The organism is Gemmatimonas sp. (assembly GCF_027531815.1).
In the GTDB taxonomy this organism is placed as follows: Bacteria; Gemmatimonadota; Gemmatimonadetes; order Gemmatimonadales; family Gemmatimonadaceae; genus Gemmatimonas.
Genome location: NZ_JAPZSK010000006.1, coordinates 54,348 through 72,792, shown reverse-complemented (window position 1 = coordinate 72,792; position 18,445 = coordinate 54,348). Strand labels below are relative to the sequence as shown.

General features: G+C 67.7%; 16 protein-coding genes and 2 tRNA genes. 11 read left to right on the top strand and 7 right to left on the bottom strand.

The features are described 5' to 3' along the window. Window positions 1-2 precede the first annotated feature (2 nt). Genes O9271_RS07900 through O9271_RS07880 form a run of 5 tightly spaced genes read right to left on the bottom strand, consistent with a single transcriptional unit; the run spans window position 3 to window position 6,263 of the window. Window positions 3-827 (bottom strand): ABC transporter permease, encoded by an 825-nt coding sequence (locus O9271_RS07900; protein ID WP_298268026.1) that lies wholly within the window; start codon window positions 825-827, stop codon window positions 3-5. Continuing rightward, window positions 824-1,780, bottom strand: a complete 957-nt coding sequence (locus O9271_RS07895) for an ABC transporter permease (protein ID WP_298269296.1) — start codon at window positions 1,778-1,780, stop codon at window positions 824-826. Before O9271_RS07895 ends, O9271_RS07900 begins: the two co-directional genes overlap by 4 nt. Before the next feature lie 46 nt (window positions 1,781-1,826). Continuing rightward, window positions 1,827-3,443 (bottom strand): peptide ABC transporter substrate-binding protein, encoded by a 1,617-nt coding sequence (locus O9271_RS07890; RefSeq protein ID WP_298268023.1) that lies wholly within the window; start codon window positions 3,441-3,443, stop codon window positions 1,827-1,829. Window positions 3,444-3,447: 4 nt separating this feature from the next. Beyond that, window positions 3,448-5,127, bottom strand: coding sequence for a DUF885 family protein (locus O9271_RS07885; RefSeq protein ID WP_298268020.1), 1,680 nt, complete (start codon window positions 5,125-5,127; stop codon window positions 3,448-3,450). After that, entirely contained in the window at window positions 5,124-6,263 is a 1,140-nt protein-coding gene (locus O9271_RS07880) for a Gfo/Idh/MocA family oxidoreductase (RefSeq protein ID WP_298268017.1), read from the bottom strand. Before O9271_RS07880 ends, O9271_RS07885 begins: the two co-directional genes overlap by 4 nt. A 322-nt stretch (window positions 6,264-6,585) precedes the next feature. Here O9271_RS07880 and O9271_RS07875 point away from each other — a divergent pair. Then, window positions 6,586-6,672: transfer RNA gene (locus O9271_RS07875), tRNA-Ser, on the top strand. A gap of 66 nt (window positions 6,673-6,738) precedes the next feature. Continuing rightward, window positions 6,739-6,825: transfer RNA gene (locus O9271_RS07870), tRNA-Ser, on the top strand. A gap of 76 nt (window positions 6,826-6,901) precedes the next feature. Here O9271_RS07870 and trxA read toward each other — a convergent pair. After that, window positions 6,902-7,702 carry a thioredoxin gene (gene trxA, locus O9271_RS07865; protein ID WP_298268015.1) on the bottom strand — a complete coding sequence of 267 codons (801 nt, stop codon included), beginning with the start codon at window positions 7,700-7,702 and terminating at the stop codon, window positions 6,902-6,904. Between the two features lie 109 nt (window positions 7,703-7,811). Here trxA and O9271_RS07860 point away from each other — a divergent pair, with 109 nt between their 5' ends. From O9271_RS07860 to O9271_RS07825, 8 genes are all read left to right on the top strand, one after another. Further along, window positions 7,812-9,407 carry a M28 family peptidase gene (locus O9271_RS07860; RefSeq protein WP_298268013.1) on the top strand — a complete coding sequence of 532 codons (1,596 nt, stop codon included), beginning with the start codon at window positions 7,812-7,814 and terminating at the stop codon, window positions 9,405-9,407. Beyond that, the gene (locus O9271_RS07855) at window positions 9,407-10,624 is read left to right on the top strand and encodes an ATP-grasp domain-containing protein (protein WP_298268011.1); all 1,218 of its coding nucleotides are present in this window, start codon (window positions 9,407-9,409) and stop codon (window positions 10,622-10,624) included. The genes O9271_RS07860 and O9271_RS07855 overlap by 1 nt, the downstream gene beginning before the upstream one ends. 52 nt (window positions 10,625-10,676) lie before the next feature. Next, a complete protein-coding gene (locus tag O9271_RS07850) occupies window positions 10,677-11,903 on the top strand; it encodes an ATP-grasp domain-containing protein (protein ID WP_298268009.1) in 1,227 nt (408 codons plus the stop codon). Between the two features lie 247 nt (window positions 11,904-12,150). Then, window positions 12,151-12,627 (top strand): hypothetical protein, encoded by a 477-nt coding sequence (locus O9271_RS07845; RefSeq protein ID WP_298268007.1) that lies wholly within the window; start codon window positions 12,151-12,153, stop codon window positions 12,625-12,627. A 100-nt stretch (window positions 12,628-12,727) separates the two neighbouring features. Then, window positions 12,728-13,279, top strand: a complete 552-nt coding sequence (pyrR, locus tag O9271_RS07840; RefSeq protein WP_298268004.1) for a bifunctional pyr operon transcriptional regulator/uracil phosphoribosyltransferase PyrR — start codon at window positions 12,728-12,730, stop codon at window positions 13,277-13,279. A gap of 3 nt (window positions 13,280-13,282) precedes the next feature. Continuing rightward, window positions 13,283-14,242 (top strand): aspartate carbamoyltransferase catalytic subunit, encoded by a 960-nt coding sequence (locus O9271_RS07835; RefSeq protein WP_291268045.1) that lies wholly within the window; start codon window positions 13,283-13,285, stop codon window positions 14,240-14,242. Beyond that, window positions 14,243-15,541 (top strand): dihydroorotase, encoded by a 1,299-nt coding sequence (locus O9271_RS07830; protein ID WP_298268002.1) that lies wholly within the window; start codon window positions 14,243-14,245, stop codon window positions 15,539-15,541. A gap of 249 nt (window positions 15,542-15,790) precedes the next feature. Then, complete coding sequence (locus O9271_RS07825; protein ID WP_298267999.1) at window positions 15,791-16,969, top strand: hypothetical protein; 1,179 nt, start codon at window positions 15,791-15,793, stop codon at window positions 16,967-16,969. A 98-nt stretch (window positions 16,970-17,067) separates the two neighbouring features. Here the strand turns inward: O9271_RS07825 and rpsT are convergent, their stop codons facing one another. Continuing rightward, window positions 17,068-17,319 (bottom strand): 30S ribosomal protein S20, encoded by a 252-nt coding sequence (rpsT, locus tag O9271_RS07820; RefSeq protein ID WP_298267997.1) that lies wholly within the window; start codon window positions 17,317-17,319, stop codon window positions 17,068-17,070. 435 nt (window positions 17,320-17,754) lie between these two features. Between rpsT and O9271_RS07815 the strand changes: the two genes are divergently transcribed. Continuing rightward, on the top strand, window positions 17,755-18,438 hold the full coding sequence (locus tag O9271_RS07815) for a site-2 protease family protein (RefSeq protein ID WP_298267993.1): 684 nt from the start codon (window positions 17,755-17,757) through the stop codon (window positions 18,436-18,438). The last annotated feature ends 7 nt before the right edge of the window (window positions 18,439-18,445 follow it).

Below are 18,445 nucleotides of genomic sequence, written 5' to 3'. Positions count from 1 at the left end.
CGTCAGGGGCTGGAGCGGAGTGGCGTGTGGCCGAGGGCATCGCCTACGGCATTGCACGCCAGCACGGTGATGAAGATGAAGAGCCCGGGAAAGATGGCGAGCCAGGGTTCGGAGCTCATCGTACTCTGCGCCTGATAGAGCATGTTGCCCCAGCTGGCGGTCGGGGGCTGCACGCCCACGCCGAAGAAGCTCAACGTACTCTCGAGCAGGATTGCGCGCCCGATGGCGAGCGTGGTGGCCACGGACAGCGTGGGCACGACGGCCGGCAACAGATGGCGGCGCCACACACGAAACGGTGCGGCGCCGACTGCTCGCGCCGCCTGCACGAAGTCGCGCGCGACCAGTGACTGCACATCCGCCCGCACCACCCGCGCCGTTTCCATCCACCCGCTGAGCGCCACCAGCCCGATGAGCAGCGGCACCGTGGGTTGCACGATCGCCGCGGCGAGCATGAGCAACGGTAGCCGCGGAATGGAGAGCATGGCGTCGGTGGCGCGCATGAGCAGGTCATCGGCCCACCGTCCCATCATGCCGGCCGCGCTGCCAATCACCGTCCCCAGCCCCGCGCTCGCGAGCGCCGAGAGCAGGCCAATGGCCAGCGATACCCGCGCGCCGCTCAGGACCCGCGTGAGCACATCGCGCCCCAGTTCATCGGTGCCGAACCAGTGTGCTGCCGACGGGGCGGCCCGGCGGTTGGCCAGGTCGAGCGCGTCGGGGGCGTACGGGGCAATGAGCGGCGCGGCAGCGGCACACAGCACGAGCGTGGCCAGCACGAGCAGGGCAGGCGACCACCGCCACGGCCAGACCGCCGGCGTGTGCCTGGTCATGTACGCTCCCACGAGCGCGCTCCCGTACGTGGGTCGAGGCGCTGCACGAGCAGATCGGCGAGCAGGTTGAGCACCACCACGGCGGTCGCGGCCAGCATGAGGAAGGCCATGAGCACGGGGTAGTCACGCTTCACGAGCGCCTCGGTGAAGAGGCTGCCCACGCCGGGCCAGGCGAAGACGCTTTCCGTGACCACGGCCCCCGACGCGAGCATGGCTGCATCGAGGAGCACCACGGTCACGAAGGGGCCGACTGCATTCGGCAGCGCATGGCGCCATAGGACACGGGACTCCGACAGGCCGCGCAGTCGGGCCGCGCGCAGGAAGGGCAGGGCCAGCGTGTCGCGCAATGCGCGGCGCAGATACCGCGTCCACGCCGCGCCCTGCACGGCGGCCAGCACCAGCGCCGGCAGGACCAGGTGTGCCACACGGTCTGCCACGCTGCTGTTGCCGAACGACTGTCGCCCCGACGAGGGCAACCACCCCAGGTGGATGGACAGCAGCAGCTGCAGCACCAGCCCCAACCAGAAAACCGGCAGCGAGACGCCGGCGGTGGTGAGCAGGCGGGTAAACCGGTCGGCGCGCACGCGCGTGGCGGCCAGCATGCCTGCGGGGAGCGCCAGGCACAGCGCCAGCACCGTGGAGCTCAGCACCAGTTCCAGGGTCGCCGGCATGCGCTCGAGGACACGATCCAGCACGGGGCGGCCGTCGGCGTAGCTGTACCCCCAGTCGCCGCGCACGAAGGCGGCGAGCCAGCGCAGATACTGCACACCCAGCGGCGCGTCGAGCCCCATGGCCACGCGCAGACGCTCGAGGTCCTCGGGGCGGACGTTCGGGTTTTCGAGGTAGGCCGCGAGCGGGCCACCGGGCACTGCCCGCATGAGAAAGAACACGAGCGCCGAAATCATCAGCAGCAACGGCACGCTCTGCATCAGGCGCCGCCACACGAGGCGCATCACCGGTCGCCCCTCACCACTGGCCCAGACGCCGTGGCCCGCACCCTCACCGGGCGACGATCTCCCACGCGTGCACGTTCCAGAAGGGACCGGCATTGGTCGGGTTTCCGGTGAACCCCTGCAGGGTGACCGGCACGGCGTCCACCTTGGCCGTGTTGTAGAGCACGATCTCGGGGGCCAGCTCGGCAATGCGCCGCTGCGCACGGCGCAGCAGGTCGTATCGCGTCGTCGTCTCGATGGCGCGATCGCTGGCGTAGAGCAAACCCGACAACGCCGTGTCGTTCACGAAGTTGATGTTGCGCCCGGCCGGTGGTGTTCGATCATGCGCAAAGAACAGCGTCAGCTCCGGGTCGGCGCCCATCTGCCACCAGTGCAGCATGGCATCGAACTCCCCCTTGAACCACAGGCTGCTGATCGCGGTGCCGTCGATGAGCCGGATCTGCATGTCCACACCGATGGCTCGAAAGGCCTGCTGCAGCGACTGTGACACATTCTCGCGAATCGCGAACCCCGATTGCGTGATGAGCGTGAACGCGAGCGGGGTGCCCGCCTTCGCGCGCATGCCGTTGGCGCCGCGCTGCCACCCCGCCTCGTCGAGCAACCGGTTGGCGGTCGTCGTGTCGTAGTCGTACCGCGCCACGTTCGGTTCGTAGGCCGGATTGAGCGGCTGGATGGGGCCGTTCACGATCTCCACCTGCCCATCGAGGATCGTCTTCACCAGCAACGGCCGGTCCACGGCATGCGCCAGCGCACGTCGCACCCGCACATCGGCAAAGGCCGGAATCTGCCGCTGGTTGAGCGTCACATGCTCGTAGCCGTTCCCCACCACGGTGTTGAGCCGGAGTCCCGGGACGGTGCGCAGGGCCCGTACCTGATCCCACGGAACCAGCGCCACCATGTGCACCTCACCCGACTTGAGCAGGTTGATGCGCGTGGTGGTGTTGGTCAGAAAGCGGAAAAGCAGCTGGCGAATCTTCGGCGCCGTTCCGGTACGCCAGTAGCGCGGCACCGCCTCGAGCAGCACGTATTCACCGGTCTTCCATTCCTTGACGCGGTAGGGGCCAGTCCCCAGCGGTGCCCGGTTATAATCGTTGGCGGTGTTGAGATCACGCCCAGCCAGCAGATGGCGGGGCAGCGTGCCCCGCACGAACTGCAGCTGGTAGGGCGCGTACGGCTCGCGATAGTGCACCACGGCCGTGAGGGAATCGGGAGTGTCCACGCCGGTGATGCGATCGAAGCCGTCCACGCTTTCCGGCTTCCAGTCGCCCTTGTTGATGGCCTCCACCGTGAACTTCACGTCGGCCGAGGTATGCGGTGTCCCGTCATGCCACGTCACGCCGGAGCGCAGCTTCCACGTCACGTCCATGCCGCCGTCGGAGCGCAGCGTCACACCGCCATTCTCCACGGTCGGAATTCCGGCGGCGAGCAGCGGCACGACGCGCATCTGCTCGTCGTTGGTGACCAGTCCTTCCACCACGCACGACTCGATGTCCTCGAGGATGTGCGTGGCATAGCGGTTCATCGTATCCGGCTCGCGGTCGTAGCCGATCACGAGCAGGTCGTTGCTGGCTCCGGCAGCACCAGGGGCGTCGGTGCCGCCGCAGGCCGTCACCGTGAGCACGGTGCACGCAGACCACACCCACCGGCGGAAAGGCGTGCGCATGGGGTCAGTCCTCCGCCAGCAGCAGCCGCGCCGCCAGCAGGACAGGAATCGAGCCACGGCTCAGCAGTGCGTCGTGAAAGGCGCGGTACGAAAATGCGGCACCGTCGCGCGCACGCACGGCCTCGCGCAGGTCGAGAATGCCCTGGGTGCCCAGCCAGTACATCACGGCGGTGCCGGGAAACATGGAGTTCTTCACCGCTTCGGCCGTGGCGGCACTGTGCGGCATGCCGACTTCGGCTTCGTAGAACTCCACCGCATCGTCGAAGGTCATGCGCCCCGTATGCAGTGAGATGTCGACGATGGTGCGCGCCAGCATGCGCAGGCGACTTTGCTGCTCGGACGCCTGCTCGAGCGGCGTGAGGAAGCCCAGTTCGTCGGCGAGCTCGGTGGCGTAGCAGGCCCACCCTTCCGCCATGGAACCGCCCTGAAAGAGGCCAATGCGGCTGGCACAGTCCACGGCCGCCACGCTGCCAATGCGGGATGTGGACCGGTGTGTGGCGTGCCAGTTCTGCACGTGGTGCCCCAGCGCGCCGTGGTGCACCACGTGATTGAGCGTGATGGCGCTGTGGTTCCACTGCCGCAGCCGCCGGTCGCGCTCGGTCTCCGATACGGGGGGATCGATGGGGGGGACCAGGTAGACGTGGTCGTCGCGCGATTCGAGCGGGGCAGGAGACCGGTAGAACAGGAAGTACAGCTGCGGGGCGGCATCAGCGGCCCACGCCGGCATGGGCACGTAGCGCAGCGGCCAGTCGCCCCAGGTCACAAGATCATGATCGGCCGCGAACTCGCGGCACTGCTCCCACTTCTCGGCAAAGGCGGAGAGGTACCAGGCGGGGGCGGGGTGGTCGTCGGCGAGCGCCTCAGCCAGTGCCTCGACGCTTCCGGCGACCTCTATGGCGAGCGACTCGAACCGCTCGCGCGCGTCGGGAAGCGCCTGCTGCGCCCGCTCCAGCAGGGCGTCGGCATTCACCTCGCAGAAATGTCCCCGGCGCAGCAGCACGTCGTACGCCTCGGCACCGAGGCTCATCGACGCCTCATGCTGAACGGGCTGTGCCGCGAGCCACGCGGCTGTGGCGTCGAGTGCCGCGGCCGCCACGTCGCCCGCCTCCAGCACCCACATCCGCGAGGCGTCGTCGGCCCCGTGGGCATCCAGCCACATCGCCAGCTTGAAACGAAAGAGATCGGCGCCCACGGCGCACTCGCGCACGGCGCGCGCCACCCACTGCGGTGGCATCGGCTCCGTGAGGGTGTGCGGCATGTCCGCGAGAAAGCGTGGCAGGTCGTGCAGGCGCATGGCGATGGACGCAAACGCCTCTTCGACCGTGGCCGGCGGGCGCAGCATGAGCCCGATCACTCCGAACAGCGCCTCGCCGGTCCACAGGGCGGGGTTCTTGTCATGGAAGTAGCGGCTTTCGAACTCCAGCTGCCGCACGTCCATGCTCGCGCGCGCCAGCTCCGCGTCGAGTTGGGCCGGGTTGCGCGCCAGTTCCCCCCAATCCTCCGACGGCGGGTAGGCATCGTCGAGCGCGATCGTGAGCGCTTCGAATTCGTCCTGCTCATCGTCGCGGACTTCGCGCGTCCAGTCGGGCAACTCGTGGTCGTACAGGCGGATGCCGGTGAACGTTGCGTTCACCGGATGCCGGAAGAAATACTGCTCGAGGAACTGCTCGATGGGAGCGCTCATGCCACACCATCCTGCTCGAGCGGAATGGTGACCCAGCGCCGTTGCCGGAAAGAGCGCTCCACCGCGTTGATCAACTCCTGCACGTGGGCCCCGTCCTCGAAGCTGCCTTCGTTCCCCGCCACGTCGCCACGAATCTCCGAAATGAACGAGTGGGTGAGATTCGCGTAGAAGAGTGACCGCCACGATTCGCGCGGACTCCCGCCCGTGGGGTAGAAGCGCGATGGGATCTCGAGCGGGCGAAACTCCACCGCGTCCGCGCTGGCAGCCTTGAGCGTCTCCGCCACGCCCTCCTCCTCCACCATTCGACAGATGAGCGCCCCCTTGCTGCCATAGACCCGCGCTTCGATTCCTGGGTAGTTGCCCACCGTCACGAAGCTGGTCTGGATGGAGCCGATGGCGCCGTTGGCGAACTCTCCAATGAAGATGTCGCCATCATCGATGTTCATGCGCATCATCGTGCCGGTGGCGCGCACCATGCGTTCGGGAATGAAGTTCTTCATGGTGCCCACCACCTGCGCGAAGCGGCTCCCCATGCAGAGATGCCCGATGTCCATGATCGGCGCCCCGTATCCCTCGAGCGACGATACCTGGAGGCGGGACTGGTCGGCGGTATGGTCCACCTGTCGCAGCGGGTTCTGCGGATCGAGCCACTGCGAGTTCTGCTCGAAGCCGTTGAAGATGAACGGTTCGCCAATGAACCCCTCGTCGATCAGGGCCTTCATGTACCGCATGCCGGGGCTGTAGCGGAAGGTGAACCCCAGCTTCGTCTTGAGCCCCTTCGCCGCCGCGAGCGCCGCGGCGCGCCGCGTGTCGGCGTACTCATAGGCGACCGGCTTTTCGCACAGCACATGCTTGCCGGCCTCGAGCGCCGCCCAACTCAGGGCGAAGTGCGTGGCGCTTGGCGTGCACACGTCCACGGCATCGATGCCGTGATGTGCCAGGAGCGCCTCGTGCGAATCGTACACATGCGGGATGTCGAACTCGCGCGCGAATGCTTCGGCCTTTTCCCGCACGGGGTCCGCAATGGCGACCACCTTGCAGCGCGGGTCACGGGCGTACCCCGGCAGGTGCGCCCCCTGCGCCCAAGTCCCGGCCCCCAGCAGCCCCACGTGAACTACCGAATCCCTGACGGTCACTGCGTGCCCCGCGAAAAGTCGTCCGGCCGCTGTCGCTGCCGGGAGCCCAGAAGGGGCGATGCCGGTGGAAGTGCTGTGCCCGCGTACTCCCCGAGACGGCGTGGCGGACCCTCGGGGGGCGTCCGGGCGCGGCGGGGTAACGTGCCGACTGGGCGGCGGTTCGGCAATGGATCCGCGGTGCCTGTGCGGCGCGCGACGCCGACCGCCGACAAGGTCCCGTGGGGCGCCCTCGCAGGGCTCGAGGGGCTTGATCCGGGCCCTCCCGCCGGTTAACTATCGCGGCTCTTGGAGTGCCGCCGTGTTCATGCGGAGGTGGGTCCGAGGACAGGTGGCCGAGTGGTTGAAGGCACCGGTCTCGAAAACCGGCATACCGGCAACGGTATCGTGAGTTCGAATCTCACCCTGTCCGCTGTTGGCAGTATCCAGCACGAACGCGCCGCCACGGCCTGCCGCGGTGGCGCGTTCCTGCTTCCCCGGATGGGTGGCCGAGTGGTTTAAGGCGCACGCCTGGAAAGCGTGTTGGCGCGAAAGCGTCTCGGGGGTTCGAATCCCCCCTCATCCGCTGTGTGGTTATGACACGACAACGGTCCCCCGTGCCTCACGCGCGGGGGACCGTTTCGTACTGCCATGGCCAGCGCCTACGCGAACAGGACCGCCGCCATCCGCCGCCGAGTCTCGCGCACCACCGCCTCGTCGTCGAGCGACGTCATCGCATCCACCAGCGCCGCCTTGGCTGGACTCTCGTCCATCCCTTTCTGTTCGCGCACGGCGTCCAGCAACTGCGCCAACCCCGCCTCCGTGTGGCCCTCCAGGAACGTTTCCACACCGGCACGCACCCCGTCATCGGCGGCCAGCGAATCCAGGCGCGCCAGCAGCGACAACCGCGCGCGGGCCCGCACGGCGCGCGCGTCCCCGTACACGTCACCGGGCAACGCTTCAACGGCGGCGCGGGCGGCGTCGAGTTCGCCGTGCGCCAGCAGCGCCAGTGCCAATTCCAACTGCCAGTCGCCGCGCGAGGCATCGCGCGCGACCGCCTCACGCAACTGCTGCACGCGCGTCCCAGGGTCGTCGGACCACGCTTCTGCGGCTCCGCCCTTCGCGACGCCATGCTGCGTGAGGAAACGGCGAATCTGTCCCTCGGGCAGGGCCCCCGGAAATCCGGCTACCACCTTGCCGTCCTTGAACAGCATGACGGTGGGAATCGAGCGGATCTGGAACTGGGCCGCGAGCGCTTGCTCCCGGTCGGTGTCGACCTTGGCCAGCACGAAGGCGCCGTCGTACTCCACAGCCAGCTTCTCCAGCACCGGCCCCAGCGCGCGACATGGTCCGCACCAGGTGGCCCAGAAATCCACCAGCACCGGCGTGCTCTGCGATCGCGTGACGACGGCCTCGAGGAACGACGCCGTGGTGATGTCCTGAATGTGCGGGGACTCGGTCATATGGGAAATCTACCGCCGACGGTGCCCATCACGAGTCCGCCCTGACGCCGTGCCCCGCTCAGGAGCCACTGCCCCCAGCGCCAAAGCGAGTTTGGCCGTAGCGTTGGGTATGCCCAGATCCCTGCGCCCCAAGCAAGCGACCGTGACCATGCGCACGTGCGCCGCAGCACTCCTCTCAGCCACGCTGGCGTTCCCCGCGTTGACACTCAGCCCTCTCGGCGCACAGTCAGCTCCGCCGCGCTCCGCACGTGCGCCCCAACTCCCCGCCGCCTACGCCCTCATCCGGCAGGCCGACATCAAGCGTGACCTGTACGCCATGGCCGGCGATGCCATGCGCGGGCGCGAAGCCGGCACTCCCGATGAAATGCGCGCCTCGGTGTGGGTGGCAGAGCAGCTGCGCGCCATCGGCGTCAAGCCGCTGGGCGACGATGGCTCGTACTTCCAGTGGTTCACCATGTTCCGCACACGCGTCTCCACGGTCTCGTCCCTGGGCACACTCGGTGAGCAGCCGCTGCAGGTGTGGAAGGATTTCATTCCCCTCGGGAGCTCGGGCGCTGACGTGCAAGGGCCCGTGGTGTGGATCGCCAACAGTGCCGACTCCACCATCGACGTGCGCGGCAAGGTCGTCGCCACCCCCATGCTGCGGCCCTTCTCGGCCAGTATCCGCACCACGACGAACAGTCCGGAGGTGCGCTACACGCAGGCGGCCGTCGCGGCCATGCAGCAGCGGTTCGCGCGACGGGGTGCGCTCGCGCTCCTCATCGTGGCCGACACGGTGGCCGATCGCGCCTTCGATCCGCTGGCCATCCTGCGGGCACGAGGCACGTACGATGTAGATGGAGCCGCACGCCGGTTCGCCAATCAGTCGAATCGAGCCGAGCTACCGGTCCCCGCACGCCAGGCGGGGACTCCCGCGTTCCTCGTGCGTGGCGGCATGGCGGCTCGCCTCCAGCAGGCCCCCACGCTCACGTTGCAGGTACGTCTCGAACGGTTCGAGACGCCCAGCACCAACATCGTCGGTGTCATCCGTGGCACCGACCCGGTGCTGCGCAACGAGTACGTCCTGTACAGCTCCCATCAGGATCACGATGGGGTGCGCTACCTGATCGACGGCGATTCCGTCTGGGCCGGGGCTGACGACAATGGCACGGGCAGTGTGGCGCTGCTGGCCGCGGCGCGCGCGTTCGCCCGACAGCCAGGCAAGCGCTCGGTGCTCTTCGTGTATCACGGCGCCGAGGAGCGTGGGCTGCTGGGTTCCCGGTGGCACGCCGCGCACCCCGTGGTGCCGCTCGCCAGCATCGTGGCCGTACTCAACGGCGAAATGATGGGCCGCAACCACCCGGATTCCGCCAGTCTCCTCGGCGTGCAGCCGCCGCATCGCAACTCGACGGAACTGGTGGACATGGCGCTGCGGGCCAACGCCCTGACCGGCAAGTTCTCGCTCGACTCGCTCTGGGACCGTCCCATGCACCCCGAAGGCTGGTACTTCCGCAGCGATCACGTCCCGTATGCGCGCCTCAATGTCCCGGCGGTCATGTATACCACCAACCTGCACGACGATTACCACACGCCGCGCGACAAGCCCGACCGGATCGACTATCCCAAGCTCACGCGCATGACCCAGTGGATGTATCTCACCGGATGGTTCGTGGCGAACGCCCCGAAACGACCAGGCGTCGATCCGGGATTCAAGCTGGAGCGATAATGCTCGTCATCTTCGTCTGTCCGTTCTTTTCGCCGGCCGCCTCTCAGATGATCGAGGCGGCGCTGCGCCTGACGCACATCCGGCTCGCCGTCGTTGCGCAGCAGCAGCTGGCGGAGCTTGCCCCCGCGTTGAGCTCACGACTGGTAGCACACTGGCAAGTGGCCGACGTCACGAACGCCGATCAACTGGCGGGGGCCGTGAACGCCATTGCCGGCGCCCACGGCGCGGTGGCACGCTGCTTCGCGGCCTATGAGCAGTGTCAGCTCCCGCTGGCGCAGGTGCGCGAGCGCCTGGGCATTCCCGGGCTGCCTGCCACCGCGGCGCACAACTTCCGCGACAAGGCCCGCATGAAGAACGTCCTGCGCGCCGCCGGCGTGCCGGTGGCGCGGCACCAGCTCGTGCACGATCCGGCCGACGCGCGGCGCTTCGTGAACGAGGTGGGCTTCCCCATTGTGGTCAAGCCGCCCGCCGGTGCTGGGGCCAAGGCCACGGAACGGGTACGCACCGTGGCTGAACTCGAGCAGGTGCTGCAGCGCTACGCCCCGTCGGCGCACGATCCCATGCTCGCCGAGGAGTTCCTGCGCGGGACCGAGCACTCCCTGGAAACGGTGAGCATCAACGGACACGCCGTCTGGCACTCGCTCACTCGCTACGCGCCCACGCCGCTCGAGGTATTGGAGACGCCGTGGATTCAGTGGACGGTGCTGCTACCCCGGGAAGTGGATGATCCCAGCTACGCCGATATCCGCGCCGTGGGCGACCGGGCGCTGCGGGCGCTCGGCATGACCACCGGGGTCTCGCATTGCGAGTGGTTCCGGCGCCCCGACGGCTCCGTCGCGGTGAGTGAGATCGCCGCCCGCCCGCCGGGGGCCAACATGACCACGATGATTTCGCGGGCCAACGACATGGACTTTGTCGGGGCCTGGGTGCGAGTCATGGTGGACGGCACCTTCACCCCGCCCGAGCGCCGATATGCCGTGGGGACGGCCTACCTGCGGGGGCAGGGGCAGGGCACCGTGGTCGCCATCGAGGGACTCGACAAGGTGCAGCGTGAATGGGGGCACCTCATCTGCGACTACCGCCTCCCGCACATCGGCCAGTCACCCACCGGGAGCTACGAGGGTGAGGGGTTCATTATCGTGCGACATCCCGACACCGGGGTGGTGCAGGCGGCGCTCGAGCGTATCATCTCCACTATCCGCGTGGTGCTGAGGTAGGGGCGTGCTCCCGCTCCCGCCTCACCCTCCTCCGACCGTTCATCGGAATTCCATGTCGCAGACTGTTCTCATGATCACCCCGGGGTTCCCCGGGGAAATGCCGCTCTTCACCCGCGGGCTCTCTGTGCAGGGCGCGCAGGTGCTGGGGGTGGCGAATGGCCCCGCCCACGACCTGCCGGAAATGGCACGCCGGCACCTCAGCGACTATTTGCAGGTGCCCGACCTCTTCAGCGACACCGCCAGCGCCATCGCGCAGATCCGCCGGTGGCTGGGCAGCCGCACGCTCGATCGCGTCTGCTGCCTCTGGGAGCCGGGGATCGAACTGGCGGCGCACCTGCGTGAAGCGTTCGACGTGCCTGGCCAGCGCTTCGAGCAGGCGGTCAAGTTCCGCAACAAGGACCTCATGAAGCAGGCGCTGGCCGAGGGCGGCGTACGGGTCCCCCATCATGCGGTGGCCAGCAGCGCCGCCGACGTGTGGGCGGCCGCCGAAGTGGTCGGCTATCCCCTCATCATCAAGCCCATCGCCGGCGCCGGGTCCATGGACACCTTCCGCTGCGACGACGCCAAGGAGGTGGCGGCGGCCATCAGTCAGCTCGGCCACATCGAAACCGTCGACGTGGAAGAGTTCATCGACGGTGAGGAGTTCACCTACGACACGATCTGCGCCGGCGGCGAGATCAAGTACTTCCATGTGGGGCATTACCGCCCGCGGCCGCTCATTGCCCGTACCAATGAGTGGATCTCGCCCCAGACGCTCTCGTACCGCCACGTCGACAACCCCTGGGTCACCGACGGCATGGCGCTGGGGGAGCAGGTCATCCGGGTGCTCGGCTACGACACCGGGTTCACGCACATGGAATGGTACCGCAAGTCCGATGGCGAAGTGGTCTTCGGCGAAATCGGGGCCCGGCCGCCCGGTGCCCGCACGGTGGACCTGATGAACTTTGCCAGCGACATCGACCTCTTCGCCGGATGGGCCGAGGCCGAGCTGCACGGCACCTTTTCGCCCGTCGTCGAGCGCAAGTTCAACTGCGCCTGCATCACGAAGCGGGCGCACGGCCAGGGGCGCATCCAGCGCATTGAAGGGCTGGATCGCATCAAGAGCCGGCTGGGCGATGCCCTGTGCGCCATCGATCTTCTGCCGGTTGGCACGCCACGCCGCGACTGGAAGAGCACGCTGCTGTCGGACGGCTACGTGACCCTCCGGCACCCCGACTGGGACACCTGCAAGGCGCTCGCCGACTTCGTGGGGACCGACCTGCACCTGTACGCGGGCTGACCTGCCGTCTGGCGCTTGCCTGAGAAGGAAGAACCACCGGTGGGTGTGGCGCACATGCCGCACTGCCGGTGGTTTTGTTGCAACGTGTGGCGGCCCCGGCCGTAAGCGCCGGCACCTCAAAGTGACGATTTCAGAGGGAAACATGCATCGGGCCAACGGCCCCGACCGCGGCACACCGCTTGCCCTAGCCGTATGGTGAAAGCGGCGATTGCCGCGACCGTTGGACACCATTCTGCCGGAACCAGCCATGTCCCCGATCCTCGAAGAACCGCCGGTCGATCCCATTCGCAGCTACTTCTCGCAGCACTGCGTGCTGCTGACGGGGATTGCCACGGGGGTGGTCGAGGCGCCTGCCGGCGACGCGCTCCAGTCGCCCACGTACCATATGGGCCGACGGGACGGACTGCATGTGGTGGTGGCGCACCTGGCCTCCAGCCGCTCGCTCAAGGAAGCGGCCGACAAGTGCGTGGCCTTCGGGCATGGCGTCGAGGAGCGCGCGGATTCACACCCGTACGGTCCCGACTGGTCACTGGGCTTCGCGCTGGCCACCATGGAGGCGGCCGCCGACATCGCCATGTACGCGGCCACTTCGTATGTGCCGCCCATCGACAAGGCACGGCTCCGGGCCGCACGCACGGCGGCGCGGCATCTCTCGCCGCTGCACGGTCTCTGGTCGCCCAAGCCCAAGTCCAGCGAGCAGCCGCGATCGCATCACGAATGGTAGGCAATGGCAGGATCTCCACGTAGGACGCAGGGGTAGGGGAGCGGCGGGCGTCCGGGGGGGCGCCCGCCGCTTCGTGCGTGGCGCTGTTAACTTGTCCGCCATGCCAAGGAAGCCAACCACCGTGCTGGATGCGCGTGCGCTTGACCGCACGTTGCGTCGCATGGCCGACCAGATCATCGAGCTCAACGCCGGCTGCGACAACCTCGTCATCGTCGGCATTCAACGCCGCGGCGTGCAACTCGCCGAGCGCATCGTCCGCATCATCGCGGCGCAGGAAGGGGTCACGGTGGCCTCCGGTGCGCTCGACATCACGCTCTACCGCGACGACCTGCAAACGGTAGGGCCGCGCCCCGTCGTCGGGGCGACCTCACTGCCCTGGGCACTCGATGATCAGCGTGTGGTCATCGTGGACGACGTGTTGTACACCGGACGCACCGTGCGCGCCGCGCTCGACGAATTGGCCGACTTTGGTCGGCCGGCGCGCATTGCGCTCGCGGTCCTCGTGGATCGCGGTGGCCGCGAGCTCCCCATCCACGCTGACATCGTGGGGCGCCGCATCGATGTCGCCCCCGGTCAGCGCGTGGATGTGTGCATCGAGGAACTCGACGGCCGCGACGAAGTGCTCATCGTCTCCCGCGACGAGGAGAGCTGACCCGTGCCTGGCCCCCTCGGCAAGGATCTGCTGGGACTCGCGCCGCTCTCCGCCGAGCAGATCCGGCTGGTGCTCGACACCGCCGTGCCGTTCCGCGAGATCTCCGAGCGCGCCATCAAGAAGGTGCCCACACTGCGCGGCGCCACCATCGTCAACCTGTTCTTCGAAGCCTCCACGCGCACGCGCATCTCCTTCGAGTTCGCCGAGAAGCGGCTCAGCGCCGACACCGTGAACGTGGCGTCCGCGGGCTCCAGTGTGAGCAAGGGTGAGACGCTCGTCGATACCGCGCGCAATCTCGAGGCGATGAAGATCGACATGGTCGTCATTCGCCACGGGGCCTCCGGTGCGGCGCAGTTCCTCGCCGAGCGCATCGAGTCGAATGTGATCAATGCGGGGGATGGGACCAACGAGCACCCCACGCAGGCACTGCTCGACCTGCTCACCTTGCGCGATCGTTTCGGCGACCTCGCGGGCAAGCGCATCTGCATCGTGGGCGACGTGCTCCACTCGCGCGTGGCGCGCTCCAACATCTGGGGGCTCACCAAGCTCGGCGCCGAGGTGGCGGTGTGCGGTCCGCGGTCGCTGCTCCCCAATGCCATCGAGGCCATGGGGGTCTCGGTGTTCAACCGCATCGAGGAAGCCATCGAGTGGGCCGATGCGCTCAACGTGCTGCGCCTGCAGCTCGAACGCATGCAGGCCGGCTATATCCCGTCGCTGCGCGAATACAATCGCGTCTTCGGCGTCACCAGCGCGCGCCTCGAGAAGGCGTCGCGCGACCTGCTCATCCTGCACCCCGGTCCCATGAATCGCGGCGTCGAGATCGACAGTGATGTCGCCGACGGTCCGCATTCGGTGATTCTCGACCAGGTCACCAATGGGGTGGCCGTTCGCATGGCGGTGCTCTACCTGCTTGCCGGTGGCAAGCCTGAACTGGCTGAAGCGGCCAAGAAAGGAAACGCATAGATGGCGCACCCGATCGGAACGCGCGACCTGCTCATCAAGGGCGGACGCATCATCGATCCCTCACAGGGGCTCGATGCCGTGGGCGATGTGCTGCTGCGCCACGGCGTGGTGGAGGCCTGCGGGGGGATGCTCGGCACCCCGGACGGCGCTGAGGTGATCGATGCCACCGGCCTGGTGGTGGCGCCCGGCTTCATCGACGTCCACGTGCACCTGCGCGAGCCGGGGCGCGAAGACGTGGAGACCGTGGCGTCGGGGGCGCACAGCGCCGTGGCCGGCGGCATTACCGCGGTGTGCGCCATGCCCAACACCAAGCCGGTCACCGACAATCAGGCGGTGGTGGGTTTCGTGAAGCGCCAGGGAGAGAATGCCGGACTGGCTCGCGTGTATCCGTACGGTGCCATCTCGGTAGGGCAGAGGGGGGAAACGCTCGCCGAGATCGCCGAAATGGTGAGCGCTGGTGCTGTGGCCTTCAGCGACGACGGCAAGCCGGTGGAGAGCGCGCAACTCATGCGCACCGCCCTCGAGTATGCGCGCGCCTTCAACGTGCCCATCGCGGAGCACTGCGAGGACATGACACTCGCGCGTGGCGGCAGCATGAACGAGGGCATCATGAGCGCGAAGCTTGGGCTCAAGGGTATCCCCGCCGAGGCCGAGGAGATCTATGTCATTCGGGACATCCTGCTGGCCAAGCGCACTGGCGGCCACATTCACCTGTGCCACCTGAGTACCAAGGGGTCGGTGGAACTCGTGCGCTGGGGCAAGGAGCGCGGCATCAACGTGACCGCCGAGGTGTGCTCGCACCACATCTCGCTCACGGAAGATGCCGTGGACGGCTACAACACCAACGCCAAGATGAACCCGCCGCTGCGCACCGCCGAGGATGTGGAGGCGCTGCAGCAGGGGGTGGCCGATGGCACCATCGACCTGCTCGTCACCGACCACGCGCCGCACCATTACGACGAAAAGGAGCGCGAGTTCGCCGACGCGCCGAATGGCATCGTGGGGCTCGAGACCGCGCTGGCGGTCAACACCACGTACCTGCTGCAGCGCGGAATCATCACCCTCTCCCAGCTCGTCGACGCCATGAGCTGCAAACAGGCGAAGATCTTCCGCTTGCCGGGTGGCTCGCTCGCGCGTGGCAGTCTCGCCGACGTCACGGTGTTCGATCCGGCCCGCCGCTGGACCTGCGACCCCACGCGCTTCAAGTCGAAGGGGCGGAACACGCCGTACGCCGGCCATGCATTTACCGGACAGGCGGTGCACACCGTGGTCGGTGGACGCCTTGTCTACAGCGCCTGACCGGTCCCACAGGTCGGGACGCGCGGTGTGACGCCCGTCACGCCGCGCTGCTGGTGGGTCGCACGCTCCCGGTTCATGGTGTCACAGTGCACAGCGCCGCGAGCGAATACGTAACATCCGTCACGCCCCTTGGCGTGACAGCGGGTGCCATTCATCGTCGCCTGTCAGGTACGCGGTGCTTGCTTCACCCGTTCGTCCCCGTGAGCTTCCCGGAGTTCACCCCTCGTCCCTCCTCACGGAGTAGCCGTCGTGTCCATCGAAGAAGTGCGCGCGCTGGTCGCGGAGCGCCAGCGCTATGACGAGTGGCTCGCTGCCCTCGAGGCCAAGCGAGCCGAGACACCTGCTCGCGTGTTCGAGCGGGTCCATGGGGACTACGTGGGCCGTCGTGCAGGGGTGTTGACACAGCTCCAGGCACACGTGGGCGCCCTCGCGACGTCCGGCGGTGAACTCGAGCAGCGACTGGGCGACCTCGAAGGACGACTGTCGTCGCTGGGAGAAGAACTCGCCGAAGGGATGCTGCGCAACCTGGTGGGCGAATACGACCACCAGCGATGGGACGCGGTGCGGCAGGACATCGAGGCCCGCATTGGCACGCTGGGTCAGGAACGCGGCGCGCTGTTGGCCGAAGTGGAGGAGGTCCGCGCGCTGCTGGCAAACGCCCGCGTCGAGCCGTTCGCCGTGCCGACTGTCGAACCGAGCGCCGAGCCCAGTGCCGAGCCGAGTGTCCATGTGGCGGCCGGGCAGAACGTGGCGTCGGTCCCCACACCCGTCGTCACGCTCTCCCCGGAGCCCACGCCCCTCGCCGGTCTCGCCGTGGACGCGGAACGTGCCGCCACGGAGTCAGAGGCGCCGCTGCTCGATATCCATGTGTCGGGCATCGTCGACAACCCCGTGCCGGCGGCGGACCGTCACGAGGATGTGCTCGCGGACGTCGCGGCGCTCTTCAATACGTCCAGCATTGCCGCGGTCCCGGCGCCGAAGCCTGCGGTACCGTTGGCCCCCTCGGCACCGCAGCTGGCTACGCCGGCGCTGTCGACGGAGGCTGTGGCCCAGCAGGCAGAGGTGGACCATGCGCTGGCCATGTTCGGCACGGCCACGGGGCCGGCCGACACGCAGTTCGTACAGTCACTGCAGGGCATCGAGCCCGAGCACGACACGCGCATGGAGCGCTCCACCGCGACGGCGACACCGAAGCCCGCCCCCAACGCCGCCGATCCGTTCGACGATTTGGCGTTCCTCCGGTCGGTGATCGATCCCAAGGGGGCGGCCGAATCGGCGCCGCCCGTGGCCGCTCCCTTCGGCAGCGCCGCCGCCCCCGCCGCCTCGGCCGAACCCCAGAAGACCCTGCGCTGCACCGAGTGCAGCACCATGAACCTGCCCACGGAGTGGTACTGCGAGCGGTGCGGGGGAGAATTGGCGGCGTTCTGATTCGAGCGCACTGATGGTGTCGCAGACGGACGGAACGCAAGAAGGCCGGTCTCATGAGAGACCGGCCTTCTTGCGTTCCGCCAACCGGCGTCCGCGATTTACGCGGCGGCGGCCTTGTTGGCCTGCTTCGCGAGCTTGCTCTTCTGACGAGCGGCCGCGTTCTTGTGAATGAGTCCCTTGCGCGCCGCGCGATCGAGCAGCGACACGGCATTGAGACGGTCATCCGCCGCCGCAGTCGCCGTCTTCGCCTTCTTCACGGCAGTCCGCAGCGCCGAGCGCTGGGCGCGGTTACGCACCGCCGCCGCACGCGACTTCCGCAGATCCTTCTTTGCGGACTTGATATTCGGCACGAAAAAACTCCTGGGAACTTGTTTGACAGTGACGGGACACCACCCGGCAGACGGATGGAATCCGGCCACGGCGGAACAGACTGAGGAACTTAGGCGAACCCAAGGCATGGGTCAAGCCGTTGCCACTGCTGCGCGAAGAGCCGTTTCGCCCACCTGCTTCCTGCTTCCTGCCTCCCGCTGCCTGCTCCCTCTTGGGGGGCACGGGGAGGAAGCAGGAAGCAGGGGGCAGGAAGCAGGGGGCAGGGAAGCAGGAAGCAGCAAGCGGGAAGCAGAGAGCGGGGCGCCCACGCCATGTGGATAACTCCCCGTGTGGAATACTTTTGACTTCCCCTCTCTCGACGGCTAGACTTCCCCGTTCGATTTGCTTGCATTCGCGTTCCGGGCGGCGCTGCGGTGCCACCCGTTCCACGTCTCCTATCCTTCCCGGCTGCCGCGGTGGACTTCGCCCAGCAACTTGCCCTCGTCTTTCCCGTCCTGCTCTTCTCGATGGTCGCCCACGAGTATGCGCACGGCTACGCGGCGATGAGGCAGGGAGACATGACCGCCTACCAGCTTGGGCGGCTCACGTGGAACCCCATCAAGCACATCGACCCCTTCATGACCATCATCCTCCCGGTCATGCTGGCGTTTCTGGGCGGGCCCATCTTCGGCGGGGCCAAGCCGGTTCCCGTCAACCCGCGCAATTACCGCGAGTACCGCAAGGGCGACATCATCGTGTCGCTGGCCGGCGTGGCGGTAAATGTGCTCATTGCCCTCGCCTGCGTCCCGCTCGTCATGGGCGTCGGGCTGCTGGGGCAGCAGTTCCCGCAGCTGCTCAGGCCGCTCTTCGTGCTGCAGCTCATGTTCATGCAAGGCATCGTGCTCAACCTGGTGCTGGCGGCGTTCAATCTCATTCCTATTCCGCCGCTCGACGGGTCGCACGTCTTCAAATATCTCCTGCCGCCGCAGTGGTCGCTGCAGTACCAGCGCATCGGCGCCGTCGGGTTCCTGCTCCTCTTCGCGCTGCTCTCCTTTGGTCGGCCGCTCGTGAATGCCTGGATGAGTCCCGCCTTCGCCACCGCCCGACTCGCCCAGCAGGTGTACCTTCCGTATTTGCTCCCCAACCCTTTCGACGCGTGAACGCTGC